This window comes from Microbacterium wangyouchuni (assembly GCF_054072595.1).
This window is the reverse complement of sequence record NZ_JBSVRM010000008.1, coordinates 13904-28417: the sequence shown is the minus strand read 5'-3', so window position 1 is coordinate 28417 and position 14514 is coordinate 13904. Positions and strand designations below refer to the sequence as shown.

Sequence of the window (14514 nt, the reverse complement as noted above, 5' to 3'; positions counted from 1 at the left end):
GCCGAGGCTGAAATGGCTGAAGGCCCCGCTTTCGCGAGGCCTTCAGTCAGGGTTTTGGTGGCGAGTACTGGATTCGAACCAGTGAATGCGTAGCAGTCTGATTTACAGTCAGATCCCTTTGGCCGCTTGGGTAACTCGCCAGGTGCACACCCGTCCAGCCTGTTCAGCCAACCGGGGGCGCGAGTATCAAGCATACCCGCCAGAAGCGACTGCAAGAAATCGAAAGCTCAGCTGCCCCGAACTCCGCGATCACCGGCATCCAACGACTCCGGCGTGCGCAGCAGACCGCCCTCGGCGCGGCATGTTGCGGCGGCGACATCCATCGCCCGGTCCAACAGCTTCTGCCACTCCCCCGCCGCTTCCGGGCGCGCGCCGACGAGGCCTTCCGCAACGGCGGAAAGAGTCGCATCCCCGGCGCCGACGGTATCGACAATGGGTCTGGGCAGGGTCGCGATCGGCGCTTCAAGGAGACCGGCATCTGACTCCAGCACGGCACCATCCGATCCGGCGGTCGCGAGCACTGCATCCGCGCCCAGCGCGCGCAGTCGCACCCGTAGTTTCGTTAGATCGCCGTCGTACAGCAGCGCGGCATCGTCTGCGCCGACCTTGACGATAGCGGCCCCAGCGACGAGCCTCTCGAACCCGCGGACGAACTCGTCCCGGTCGCTGAGCATGCCCGATCGCGGGTTCGGGTCGATCGCGACGCGAACGCCGGCAAGGGCGTCAGCGACAGCATCCACCTCGCCGGGTACATCAAAGGGAAAACAGCTGATCACGGCAAGATCTGCGGTCTGCAGAGCCTGTCGTGCTTCTTCGCCATAACGGATGCTGCGGCGCTGAGCGGCTTCGTTGAAAACATAGGACGGCTCACCATTCGCGTCGCGCTGCACAACTGCTCGCGACGAGCCGTGCGGGGCAACGCTTTCGATCAGTTGTACCTGGTGATCACTCAGGTACTCACGAATGTGAGCGCCTGCCTCGTCATCACCGACCATCGCGATGAGCGTCGTCGGCACGCCGAGACGCCGGAGCCCGACCGCGACATTCAACGCGGCACCTCCGACCAATTCGCGCACGCCGCCGGCGTCGTGGATCTCGTCGATCAGGGCGTCACCGATCACCACGGCACTGGGGGAATTCTGCTGCATCCTGCCATTCTGTCGCATTCGGCGCCGCCCACACGCGTTCCGGTCGCACTTGACGCCGCCCCGCATGCGTTCCGGTCGCACTTGACGCTGCTATAACGGTGTTTTAGCAACACGAAGTGCGACCGGAACGGGTGTCGCGGTGCCGGGGAACGGAGAAGGCCCCGGTTCCTGTCGGAACCGGGGCCTTCTCAATGGACTATCGCTCAGTTATAGGTACCGGGCGTGACGTCGTCCGTTGAGAACGCGTCGAAGTCGACGTAGCCGAAGTCGCCCTCAGCGTACGCACCGTCGGATGCGAAGATCCGGTTCGGGTAGCGCTCGCTCTTGGCTTCTTCCGTCGCCTCGACAGTGATGTCGCGGTACTTCGCAAGACCGGTTCCGGCGGGGATGAGCTTACCGATGATGACGTTCTCCTTGAGACCGATCAGCGGGTCGCGCTTGCCTGCCAGAGCAGCCTCGGTGAGCACGCGGGTCGTCTCCTGGAACGACGCAGCCGACAGCCACGATTCGGTCGCAAGCGACGCCTTCGTGATACCCATCAGCTCCGAACGGCCAGAAGCCGGACGCTTGCCCTCGGCCACGGTCTCGCGGTTGATCGCCTGGTAGCGCTTGAGGTCGACCATCTCACCCGGCAGCAGAGTCGTGTCGGCGTGATCGACGACGGTGACCTTGCGGAGCATCTGGCGGACGATGACCTCGATGTGCTTGTCGTGAATCGGCACACCCTGCGAGCGGTACACACCCTGAACGCCGTTGACGAGGTAACGCTGCACCTCGCGGGCACCCATGACACGCATGACCTCCTTGGGGTCAAGCGTGCCGACCAGGATCGGCTGACCGACGGTGACGTGCTGGCCGTCTTCGACGAGAAGCGTTGCACGCTTCAGCACCGGGTAGACAACCTCTTCTTCACCGTTGTCGGGCGTAAGGATGACCTTCTTGCCCTTGTCGTTCTCGTCGATCGTGATGCGGCCATCGGCCTCAGCGATCGGCGATGCACCCTTGGGGGTACGAGCCTCGAAGAGCTCTTGCACGCGGGGCAGACCCTGGGTGATGTCATCCGCCGATGCCGAACCACCAGTGTGGAACGTACGCATCGTCAGCTGGGTACCGGGCTCACCGATCGACTGTGCGGCGATGATACCGACGGCCTCACCGATGTCGACGGTCTTACCCGTCGCCAGCGAGCGGCCGTAGCACTGTGCGCAGACACCGACGGCCGAGTCGCACGTCAGCACGGAGCGCACCTTGATGGTGTCGACACCGAGCTCGACGAGACGGTCGATCAGAACGTCTCCGACGTCGTCACCAGCCGAGGCGAGAACCTCACCCGACTCGTTCACGACATCGGCAGCCAGCGTACGAGCGAACACCGAGTTCTCGACGTTCGCGTCGCGCACGAGCTCACCCTGCGAGTTCGGAGCGGCGATCGGGAGCTCAAGGCCCTTCGACGTGCCACAGTCCTCTTCGCGGATGATGACGTCCTGCGAGACATCCACCAGACGACGGGTCAGGTAACCCGAGTCGGCGGTACGCAGAGCGGTGTCAGCCAGACCCTTACGGGTACCGTGCGTCGCGATGAAGTACTCCGCAACCGACAGCCCCTCGCGGTACGAGGAGATGATCGGGCGAGGGATGATCTCACCCTTCGGGTTGTTCACCAGACCACGCATACCGGCGATGTTCCGGATCTGCAGCCAGTTACCACGAGCACCGGAGGACACCATGCGGTTGATGGTGTTGTCCTCGGGGAAGTTCTCGCGCATCGCGACCTGAACCTCGTCCGTTGCCTCGGTCCAGATCTTGATGAGCTCCTGACGACGCTCTGTGTCAGTGGTGAGACCCTTCTCGTACTGGGACTGAACCTTCGCAGCCAGCTTCTCGTGCTTGGCGACGATCTCCTTCTTGTTCGGAGGAGTAAGGATGTCGCTCAGAGCAACGGTCACACCGGAGCGCGTTGCCCAGTAGAAACCGGCGTCCTTGATGCGGTCCAGCGTCGCAGCCGTCTCGACCTTGGGGTATTCCTCGGCGAGCTTGTTGACGATCTGCGACAGCTTGCCCTTGTCGGCAGGTTCGCGGACGAACGGGTAGCCCTTCGGGAGCGTGGCGTTGAAGATCGCCTGGCCGAGCGAGGCATCCAGCAGGTGGTGACGCTCGTATCCCTCGGGCGCTTCGCCCTCGAGGAACGTCAGTCCCGGAATACGGATGCGGACCTTCGCCTGCAGGTCGAGGGTGCCCTCGTCCTTAGCCAGGATCGCCTCGGAAACCGAGCCGAATGCGCGACCCTCACCCTTGGCGCCGTCCTTGACCACCGTGAGGTGGTGAAGGCCGATGATCATGTCCTGCGAAGGCAGCGTGACCGGACGACCGTCCGACGGCTTCAGGATGTTGTTCGATGCGAGCATCAGAACGCGAGCCTCAGCCTGCGCCTCAACCGACAACGGCAGGTGAACAGCCATCTGGTCACCGTCGAAGTCAGCGTTGAACGCTGCACACACGAGCGGGTGAAGCTGGATGGCCTTGCCCTCGACGAGCTGCGGCTCGAACGCCTGGATACCCAGGCGGTGCAGCGTAGGTGCACGGTTCAGCAGCACCGGACGCTCGCGGATGATCTCCTCGAGCACGTCCCAAACCTCGGGACGGGTGCGCTCGACAGCGCGCTTGGCAGCCTTGATGTTCTGCGAGTGACCGAGGTCGATCAGACGCTTGATCACGAACGGCTTGAACAGCTCGAGAGCCATCTGCTTGGGGAGGCCACACTGGTGCAGCTGCAGCTGCGGGCCGACGACGATGACCGAACGGCCAGAGTAGTCAACACGCTTTCCGAGCAGGTTCTGACGGAAGCGACCCTGCTTACCCTTCAGCATGTCGCTGAGGGACTTCAGGGCACGGTTGCCGGTACCGGTGACGGGGCGACCACGGCGACCGTTGTCGAACAGCGCGTCAACGGCCTCCTGCAGCATGCGCTTCTCGTTGTTGACGATGATCTCGGGGGCACCGAGGTCGATCAGACGACGAAGACGGTTGTTGCGGTTGATCACACGACGGTAGAGGTCGTTGAGGTCGCTCGTTGCGAAGCGGCCACCATCGAGCTGCACCATCGGGCGCAGCTCCGGCGGGATCACCGGAACGACATCCAGAACCATGGCTGCCGGGCTCATGCCGGTCTCCAGGAACGAGTTGACGACCTTGAGGCGCTTGATCGCGCGGATCTTGCGCTGGCCCTTGCCCTCGGCGATCTGCAGGTGCAGGTTCTCCGACTCGGTCTTCAGATCGAAAGCTGCCAGGCGACGCTGGATCGACTCGGCGCCCATGTAGGCCTCGAAGTACTGACCGAAGCGGTCCTGCAGCTCGTGGAAGACGTCGTCCTCGGGACGAAGAGCGCCGACCTCGAGTGTGCGGAAGTCTTCCCACACGCGCTCGAGCTTGGCGATGGCCTCGTCTGCGCCCTTGCGCAGCAGAGTCATCTCCTTCTCGGCGGCATCCTTGACCTTCTTCTTGGCGTCGGCCTTTGCACCCTCAGCCTCCAGGGCTGCGAGATCCTCTTCCAGCTTCGTCATGCGCTCGGCGATCTTCGCGTCGCGACGATCACCCAGCGTCTTCAGCTCGAGGCGGACGTTGTTCTCCTGGGTGGCGAGGTCGCGGTGACGAGCATCCTCGTCAACCGAGATCACCATGTAGGCGGCGAAGTAGATGACCTTCTCGAGGTCCTTCGGCGCCATGTCCAGCAGGTAGCCCAAGCGCGAGGGGACGCCCTTGAAGTACCAGATGTGGGTGACGGGTGCGGCCAGCTCAATGTGGCCCATGCGCTCACGGCGGACGGAGCTCTTGGTGACCTCTACGCCGCAACGCTCACACACGATGCCCTTGAAGCGGACACGCTTGTACTTACCGCAGGCGCATTCCCAGTCGCGGGAAGGTCCGAAGATCTGCTCGCCGAACAGACCGTCCTTCTCGGGCTTGAGCGTGCGGTAGTTGATGGTTTCGGGCTTCTTGACCTCACCGTAGGACCATCCGCGGATGTCGTCAGCGGTAGCCAGGCCGATGCGAAGCTCATCGAAGGTGTTTGACTCGAGCACTAGTTCTCCTGTGTCTCAATAAAATTTCTGCGAAATCGGGCGCTGTCGAAGCGTCAGATCTCGTCGATCGAGGCGGACTCGAATCGGCTGGAGATGTTGATACCGAGCTCTTCCGCTGCGCGGAATGCCTCGTCGTCAGTGTCGCGGAGGTTGACCGCGGTGCCGTCAGCCGAGAGGACCTCGACGTTCAGGCAGAGCGACTGCATCTCCTTCATGAGCACCTTGAACGACTCGGGGATGCCAGGCTCCTGGATGTTCTCGCCCTTGACGATCGCCTCGTAGACCTTCACGCGGCCGAGGATGTCATCAGACTTGATCGTGAGGAGCTCCTGGAGCGCGTATGCCGCACCGTAGGCCTCAAGCGCCCACACTTCCATCTCACCGAAGCGCTGTCCACCGAACTGTGCCTTACCACCGAGCGGCTGCTGGGTGATCATGGAGTACGGTCCGGTCGAGCGGGCGTGGATCTTGTCGTCCACCAGGTGGTGGAGCTTCAAGATGTACATGTAGCCCACCGAGACCGGCGCAGGGAACGGCTCGCCAGAACGACCGTCGAACAGGACCGTCTTTCCGGTCGAGTCGATCAGGCGGTGGCCATCGCGAGTCGGCAGCGTCGAGTCGAGAAGACCTGCAATCTCGTGCTCTTCAGCGCCGTCGAACACCGGGGTGGCGACCTTGGTGCCAGGAGCGGCCTCGAAAGCGACCTCGGGCAGCGTTGATGCCCACTCCGGGTTACCTTCGACCTTCCATCCCTGCTTAGCGATCCATCCGAGGTGGGTCTCCATGACCTGGCCGAAGTTCATACGTCCCGGGATACCCAGCGGGTTCAGGACGATGTCGACCGGGGTGCCATCCGGAAGGAACGGCATGTCCTCGATCGGGAGGATCTTCGCGATGACACCCTTGTTGCCGTGACGGCCAGCAAGCTTGTCACCCTCGGTGATCTTGCGCTTCTGAGCGATGTAGACCACGACGCGGCGGTTGACGCCGCTGCCGAGCTCGTCATCGCCATCTTCCGCGTTGAACTCCTTGACAGCGATGATCGTGCCCTGCTGACCGTGGGGAACCTTCAGCGAAGTGTCGCGAACTTCACGGCTCTTCTCGTTGAAGATCGCACGGAGCAGACGCTCCTCAGCGCTCAGCTCGGTCTCGCCCTTCGGCGTGACCTTGCCGACGAGGATGTCGCCGGGGCGAACCTCGGCGCCGATGCGGATGATGCCGCGCTCGTCGAGGTCCTTCAGCAACTCGGGGCTGACGTTGGGGAGGTCACGGGTGATCTCCTCCTTGCCGAGCTTCGTGTCGCGGGAGTCAACCTCGTACTCTTCGATGTGAATCGAGGAGAGGGTGTCGTCCTTCACCAGGTCCTGGCTGAGGATGATCGCATCCTCGAAGTTGTAGCCTTCCCACGGCATGAACGCGACGAGCAGGTTCTTGCCGAGCGCGAGCTCACCGTTCTGGGTGGCGGGACCATCAGCGATGATCTCGCCGACCTCGACCCGCTCGCCTGCGGAGACGACGACCTTCTGGTTGTAGGACGTGCCCTGGTTCGAGCGGTCGAACTTGCGCAGGTAGTACTCCTGCGTTCCACCCTCGTCGAGCTGAACGACAACGCGGTCTGCGGAGACCTCGGTGACGACTCCGGCCTTCTCAGCCGAGATGACATCACCGGCGTCGATGGCTGCGTAGCCTTCCATACCGGTTCCGACCAGCGGCGAGTCGCTGCGCAGCAGCGGCACAGCCTGACGCTGCATGTTCGCGCCCATGAGCGCGCGCTGTGCGTCATCGTGCTCAAGGAACGGCACGAGCGAGGTTGCAACCGACACCATCTGACGCGGCGACACGTCCATGTAGCCGATCTCGGCGGGCTCGAACATGTCGACCTCACCGCTACCGCCCTTAGGACGAGCAAGCACGTGGCTGTCGAGGAAGGCGCCATCCTTGCCCAGCGGCGCGTTGGCCTGAGCAATGTTGAAGTCAACCTCTTCGGCTGCCGTGAGGTAGTCGATCTGGTCGGTCGCCTTGCTGTCGACGACGCGGCGGTACGGGGTCTCGATGAAACCGAAGGCGTTGATGCGCGCGAAGGTTGCCAGCGAACCGATCAGACCGATGTTCGGGCCTTCAGGGGTCTCGATGGGGCACATGCGGCCGTAGTGCGACGGGTGAACGTCACGCACCTCGACGCCTGCGCGGTCACGTGAGAGACCACCGGGGCCGAGGGCCGAGAGGCGGCGCTTGTGGGTCAGACCCGCGAGCGGGTTGTTCTGATCCATGAACTGCGACAGCTGCGACGTTCCGAAGAACTCCTTGATCGCGGCGACGACAGGACGCACGTTGATCAGGGTCTGCGGCGTGATCGCTTCGATGTCCTGTGTGGTCATGCGCTCGCGAACGACGCGCTCCATACGGGACAGACCGGTGCGAACCTGGTTCTGGATGAGCTCGCCAACGGCGCGGATGCGACGGTTGCCGAAGTTGTCGATGTCGTCCGTCGCCATACGGATCTCGGCCTTCTTGCCGCCGCGGAGGCCGGTGAAGGTCTCATCGCCACGGTGCAGACGCACGAGGTACTTGATGGTCGCGACGATGTCTTCGACCGTCAGCACCGAGGAGCCCAGCGGCTGGTTCAGGCCCAGCTTCTGGTTGATCTTGTAGCGGCCGACCTTCGCGAGGTCGTAGCGCTTCGAGTTGAAGTAGAAGTTGTCCAGCAGCGCACGGGCGGCCTCAGCGGCAACCTGCTCGCCCGGACGGAGCTTGCGGTAGATGTCGCGAAGCGCGTCTTCCTTGGTGAGGATGGTGTCCTTGGCCAGCGTCTCCTCGATCGAGGGGAAGCCACTGAACTCAGCGAGAATCTCTTCGCTGGTCATGCCGAGGGCCTTCAGGAACACGGTGACGGACTGCTTGCGCTTGCGGTCGATGCGCACGCCGACCTGGTCGCGCTTGTCGATCTCGAACTCGAGCCATGCACCACGGCTCGGGATGACGCGAGCGGAGACGATGTCCTTGTCAGAGGTCTTGTCCGGGGACTTGTCGAAGTAGACACCCGGGGAGCGCACCAGCTGCGACACGACGACACGCTCGGTGCCGTTGATGATGAACGTGCCCTTGCCGGTCTGCAGGGGGAAATCACCCATGAAGACGGTCTGAGTCTTGATCTCACCGGTCTGGTGGTTCATGAACTCGGCTTCGACGTACAGCGGAGCAGCGTAGGTCTTGCCACGCTCCTTGCACTCGTCGATCGAGTACTTCTCCGGCTCCAGGTACGGGTTCGTGAAGCTCAGCTGCATGGTCTCGCTGAGGTCTTCGATCGGGGAGATCTCCTCGAAGATCTCCTCCAGACCACTGAACTCATTGAGGTCCGTACGGCCGGCCTTCTTGCCTTCGGCGAGACGGGTCTTCCACGCTTCGTTGCCGACGAGCCAATCAAACGACTCGGTCTGCAACGCGAGAAGGTCAGGAACCTCCAGCGTGTCGGAGATCTTGGCGAACGAGAGCCGCGAGACGCCGCGCCCGTTCTTGTTGGTGGTGGATGTGGATGCGTTGCGAGCAGCAGCCAAGGGAATAACCTCCGTGAGCCCCGCAGGGCTTCTCGATTCCTTTGTCGTCAGGTGAGTGCGCGTTCGTATGCTCAACAACTGCCGACCACCATATGAGGGCAGGGAGAACCGAGGCGCAAAGATCAACTATACGTCGGATTTCGCGACATGGCAAGCGGAATCCTTGACCAATTCCGGATGCTGCGGTATTGGCATCCGTTCGTCAGGAGGCGATGTTGAGTTCGTTGCCGGGAATGGACGCCAGCAACCGCCGTGTATACGGGTCTCGAGGGTTCGTGAAGATCTCCTCACTGGTGGCCGCCTCGACGAGTGCGCCGTCCTTCATCACGCATACGTAGTCGCTGATCAACCGCACGACGGCCAGATCGTGCGAGATGAACAGATAGCTCAGCCCGTACTCACGTTGCAGGTCGCCCAGCAGCGTCAGGATCTGATCCTGCACGAGCACATCCAGCGCCGAGACCGGCTCATCGCAGACGATCAGCTCCGGCGACAAAGCCAGCGCCCGAGCGATTGCTACGCGCTGACGCTGACCGCCGGAGAGCTCTGCCGGGTACCGGCGCAGCATCGACTGCGGCAGCGCCACATCATCCAGCAGTTGTCGCACCCGTTTACGCCGATCGGCGCTATTGCCGCGCCGGTAGAACTCCAGCGGTTCAGCGATCAGACGCTCGATCGTGAACATCGGGTTCAGGCTCGAATACGGATCCTGGAAGATCGTCTGCACGCGCTGCCTGAAGTCGCGCGTCTCCGCACGGCTGAGCGCGGAGATGTCTTTGCCCTCGAACGTGATCAGGCCGCTGGTCGGCTCGATCACCTTCAACAGCATCCGCGCTGTCGTGGTCTTGCCCGACCCCGACTCCCCCACGATCGCGACCGTCTCGCCCCGAGGAATCGCCAGGGAGACATCGTCGACGGCGACGAAGTCCTCGCCGCGACCGCGCACCGGGTACACCTTGGTGAGGTTCTTGATCTCGACGATGTTGTCGGATGCGACGGAGGCACGTTTCGCCTCGCTCCGCTCACTCACCGACCGGGTCTTGTCGGATGCCGCAGTAAATGCCGCCGGCTGCAGGCGCGCCACCGCGACCGACGGTGCCGCCGCGACGAGGGACTGCGTGTACGGATGCTGTGGGGCTTCCAGGATCTGCTTCGCCGCGCCCTGCTCCACAACCTTGCCGCGGTGCATCACGATCACGCGCTCTGCCCGCTCCGCCGCCAGGCCGAGATCGTGCGTGATCAGCAGCACCGCGGTGCCGAGCTCGCGCGTCATTGCACCGATCTGATCGAGAATCGTCTGCTGCACGGTGACATCCAGCGCACTCGTGGGTTCGTCCGCGATCAACAGGCGCGGATTGCACGCCAATCCGATCGCGATCAGTGCACGCTGGCGCATGCCGCCGGAGAACTCATGGGGGTACTGCTTCGCCCGCTTCTCAGCATCCGGAAGCCCCGCGGCTTCCAGCGCCTCGACGACCTTCGCAGACACGTTCTGCCGGGTGGCGAGACCGTGCGCGAGCAGCGTCTCGGCGACCTGCGTTCCGATCTTGGCGACCGGGTTTAGGTTCGACATCGGGTCCTGCGGAACGAGCCCGATGTCGCGCCCGCGAATCTTCTGCAGCTCGGACTCGGATGCTTTCGAGATCTCCGCTCCGTCTAACCGGACGCTGCCGGCGGCGATGCGTCCGCCACCGGCCAACAGCCCGATGATCGCCATGGCCGTGGTGGATTTGCCGGAGCCGGACTCCCCCACGATCGCGACCGTCTCGCCCGCGGAGATCTCCAGGCTCACGCCCTCGACCGCGTGCACGACGCCGTCGACGGTATTGAAATCCACGGCGAGATCCTCAACAGAGAGGAGGGGTGCGGTCATGCTCTGCTGCTTCATCGACATATCAGCGTGCTCTCGTTCTCGGGTCCATGGATTCGCGCAGCGCCTCGCCGAAGAGGGTGAAGCCCAGAGCTGTGACGGCAATACAGATACCCGGGAAGAACGCCAGCCACGGCGCAATCGCCAGTTCACTCTGTGCGTAGGTCAGCATCCGCCCCCATTCCGCCGTCTCCGGACGCCCGCCGCCGAGGCCGAGGAACGACAGCGCTGCCGCATCGATCACGGCCGTCGCCAGGGTGAGTGTTGCCTGCACGATGACGGGGCCGATCGCATTCGGCAACACGTGCGACATGGTGATTCGTCCGCGGCCGAGGCCCAGTGTCTGCGCGGAGAGCACGTAGTCGCTTGAGCGCTGCTGCAGCATCGATGCGCGCAGGAGCCGAGCGAAGATCGGCACCTGTGAGGCACCGATGGCGATCATGACCGCAGATGGCGTCTGTCCCAGGATCGCCGCGATGGAAACCGCCAGCAGCAGGTTCGGCACCGACAGGATGATGTCGACGATGCGCATGATGACCGTGTCCACCCAGCCGCCGAAGGTTCCGGCGATAAGGCCGAGGATCATGCCGCCCACCAACCCGATGGCGGTGGAGATGACGCCGACCATCAACGATGCCTGCGCACCCCAGATGAGCTTCGACAGCACGTCGCCGCCGAATCGGTCCAATCCGAGAGGGAATTCCGGGAGCTCACCCGGACCCGGAATATTCGTCGGCGTGATGAACTTCGCACCGGGAAGAGCGGTCTCCGGATACGGCGCCAGCAACGGAGCGAGAGCCGCGATGAGCAGGAAGATGAGCACGATGGCCGCGCCGATCCATGCGGTCGGATTGTGCCGCAGCCGGCGGAAGACATCACGCCAGAAGCCGCCGGTGCTGTCTTTGAGTTCGGACTGTGCGATGGCAACGGTGTCGATGACCTCGCCGCCCTGTGCTGGTGGAAGCGGAACGCTCATTGCACCCTCACTCTCGGGTCGATGAAGCTATAGGAGACGTCCACCGCGAGGTTAATCAGCGCGTAGGCGATGGCGATGAAGATGATGAAGCCCTGCAGCACGGGGAAGTCACGGGTGAAGATGGCCCGCGCCAGGAACGAGCCGATGCCGGGGAAGGCGAACACCGTCTCGGTCAGCACCGCCCCCGAGATCAGCAATCCCGTCTGCAGACCGATCGTTGTGATCACCGGCAGCATGGAGTTGCGGAGGATGAAGCGTCCGCGCAGCGTCGATGCGGACACACCCTTTGCGCGTCCGGTGCGCACATAGTCGGCGTTCTGCACCTCGAGCACGCTCGCGCGGGTGATGCGGACGATGATCGCCAACGGGATGGTGCCCAGTGCGAGTGCGGGCAGGACCAGATGCAGGAACGCATCCCACGACGCATCGAATTCGCCGGTGATGATGCCGTCCCACACGTAGAAGCCGGTGGGATGAGTGGCATCTATTCGCGGGTTCTGGCGCCCGTCCGAGGGCAACCAGCCCAGCTGAACGGCGAAGATGTATTTCAAGATGAAGGCCAGGAAGAACACCGGAATGGTGATGCCGACCAGGCTCAGCACAACAGCAGCGTGATCGCTGAACTTGCCGTGTCGTCGCGCCGCCCAGTATCCCAGCGGAATGCCGACGCCGACCGCGAAGATCAGAGCGGTGATCGACAGTTCAATCGTCGCGGGGAAGCGGCGGAGGAACTCTTCCAGCACCGGACGGTTGGTCTGAATAGAAGTGCCGAAATCGCCCTGCAGCAGCCGACCGATCCAGATGAAGTACTGCTCGATCAGCGGCTTGTTGAAGCCATAGAGTTCGTTGATTCGGGCGACGGCTTCTGGCGTCGCCTTCTCTCCGAGAAGTGCGACCGCCGGGCCGCCGGGAAGAGCTCTGACCCAGGCGAACAGCAGAATGCTCAGGCCCAGCAGAGTCGGAATGAGAAACAGCAGTCGCCTGCCGATGGTGCGCAGCAAAAAGTACTCCCAGCTTTTCAGGTGCGTGGTGGCACCCGGTTCGCACCGGGTACCACCACGCGTGAATCCTTACTTGGTGAGGACGATGTCCGTGAAGACCTCGTCATTCACCGGGCTGGCAGGGTAGCTTTCGACCCGCGGGTCGAAGGCCAGGGTGGGTGCCGGGTGCGCGAGCGGGACGCCGGGGATGAACTGCGCGACATCCTCGTTGATCTGCTCGTACAGCGCGCTCTGCTCTTCCAGGTTCGCGATGCCGCGCGCCTCGGCGAGCTTCTGGAAGAGGTCCGGGTTGTCGAAGCCCCACTCGGAGCTCTGCTGGCCGAAGAAGACTCCGACGAAGTTGTCGGTGTCGTTGTAGTCACCCGTCCAGCCGAGCAGGTGGATGCCGTGGTCTGCGGTGCCGGTCGTGCGGTCGAGGTACTCGCCCCACTCTTCGGATACGGGAGTGGTCTCCACGCCGACGGCCGCCAGCTGTGTCGAGAGCACGGTGAAGATCTGCTCGGGGTCCGGCATGTACGGGCGCGAGACGTTGACCGGGTAGTTGAAGTCCAGCTTCAGCGGATTGGCCTCGGTGTAGCCGGCCTCCGCGAGAAGCTCCTTGGCCTTCTCGGGGTCGAAGTCGTAGGTGGTGACGTCTTCGTTGTAGCCGTTGACGACCGGAGGCATGAACTCGATCGCCTTCTGTGTTCCCTCGGGAAGAACCTGAGTGATCAGGGCATCCTTGTCGATCGCGAACGACAGCGCCTCACGAACAGTGGGGTCCTGCAGCTCGGGGATCGCCTGGTTGAACGCCAGGTAGAGGATCGTGAACGGCGGACGGGAGACCATCTGGAATCCGTCCTCCTCCAGCGCCTGTGTGTCTGCCGGGCCAACGAGGTCGTAACCGTCGATCGCCCCGGACTCCAGCGCCTGGCGGCGGGCTGTCGGGTCATCGATCGTACGGAAGATGATCTCGTCGATCTGGCCCTGTTCGCCCCAGTATCCGTCATAGGCCGTGAGCGTGACCTGCTCGCCCGGAGCCCACTCATCGAACTGGAAGGGGCCGGTTCCGACCGGGTGCGCCATGCCGTACTCGGACATCTGCGGAGCCTCGGCGGAGCCGCCGACCTCGTCTGCGCCGAACTCCGCCATCGCGGAGGGACTCTGCATCGAGAATGCCGGCAGTGACAGAGCGGGGATGAAGCCGGCGAACGGCTTGTTCAGCTCGACCGTGACGGAGTAGTCGCCGTCCGGGGTGCATGACTTGTAGACAGCCTGTTCCGGGTTCGACGCGAAGCCCTGGAACAGCTTGTAGTAGTAATACCCGAAGGCCTCGGACGCGGCAAGGCCCGTCCAGTTGTACCAGCGATCGAAGTTGGAGCAGACGGCCTCGGCGTTGAATGGGGTGTCGTCGTGGAAGGTCACCCCTTCCTTCAAGGTGAAGGTGTGGCTCATGCCGTCTTCGCTGGAGTCCCACTTCTCCGCGAGCAGAGGCGCGGGGTCTGCGGTTCCGGGCTCGGTACCGATCAGGCCTTCGAAAATCTGACGTGAGACGCGGAACGTCTCGCCGTCCTGGGCGAAAGCCGGGTCGAGAGCCACGGGGTCCGAAGACGCGGCGAACACGAATGTGCCGTCGATGTCGCTCGTGCTCTCACCGGAGTCCTCGGTGTCGGCTTCTCTCTCGCTGGCGACACAACCCGCGAGCAGCATGGCTGCGATCGCGGTGCCGGTGACGGCGATGAGGCCTCGTCGACGCATGGATGAGTGGTTCATGCTGGGTACCTTCCCTGTGGGCGCTTCGTTGCGCGTGCTAGGGCGTCGTCGCCCCATCACGGTGATGATCTGACGCTACCCAGCACGCTCCAGTTATCCAAACGCTTCCGTGTTTCGATCTGGTATCGGCTGGG

Annotated in this window: 7 protein-coding genes and 1 tRNA gene; all 8 read right to left on the bottom strand. The window is 63.3% G+C overall.

Annotation, left to right across the window (positions count from 1 at the left end; all coding sequences use genetic code 11):
• Window positions 1-55 precede the first annotated feature (55 nt).
• Window positions 56-140 (bottom strand) — tRNA-Tyr (locus tag ACW5CM_RS13940).
• An 87-nt stretch (window positions 141-227) separates the two neighbouring features.
• Entirely contained in the window at window positions 228-1148 is a 921-nt protein-coding gene (locus tag ACW5CM_RS13935) for a carbohydrate kinase family protein (protein WP_457125360.1), read from the bottom strand.
• Between the two features lie 203 nt (window positions 1149-1351).
• A complete protein-coding gene (gene rpoC, locus ACW5CM_RS13930; RefSeq protein WP_438253091.1) occupies window positions 1352-5227 on the bottom strand; it encodes a DNA-directed RNA polymerase subunit beta' in 3876 nt (1291 codons plus the stop codon).
• A gap of 53 nt (window positions 5228-5280) precedes the next feature.
• Window positions 5281-8781 carry a DNA-directed RNA polymerase subunit beta gene (rpoB, locus tag ACW5CM_RS13925; protein WP_438253090.1) on the bottom strand — a complete coding sequence of 1167 codons (3501 nt, stop codon included), beginning with the start codon at window positions 8779-8781 and terminating at the stop codon, window positions 5281-5283.
• A gap of 202 nt (window positions 8782-8983) precedes the next feature.
• On the bottom strand, window positions 8984-10654 hold the full coding sequence (locus tag ACW5CM_RS13920; protein ID WP_438253089.1) for an ABC transporter ATP-binding protein: 1671 nt from the start codon (window positions 10652-10654) through the stop codon (window positions 8984-8986).
• Window positions 10655-10676: 22 nt separating this feature from the next.
• Window positions 10677-11627: an ABC transporter permease gene (locus tag ACW5CM_RS13915; RefSeq protein ID WP_438253088.1), complete on the bottom strand. Its 951-nt coding sequence runs from the start codon at window positions 11625-11627 to the stop codon at window positions 10677-10679.
• Window positions 11624-12628 (bottom strand): ABC transporter permease, encoded by a 1005-nt coding sequence (locus ACW5CM_RS13910; protein ID WP_438253087.1) that lies wholly within the window; start codon window positions 12626-12628, stop codon window positions 11624-11626. The genes ACW5CM_RS13915 and ACW5CM_RS13910 overlap by 4 nt, the downstream gene beginning before the upstream one ends.
• Window positions 12629-12697: 69 nt before the next feature.
• On the bottom strand, window positions 12698-14380 hold the full coding sequence (locus ACW5CM_RS13905) for an ABC transporter substrate-binding protein (RefSeq protein ID WP_439256161.1): 1683 nt from the start codon (window positions 14378-14380) through the stop codon (window positions 12698-12700).
• Window positions 14381-14514 lie beyond the last annotated feature (134 nt).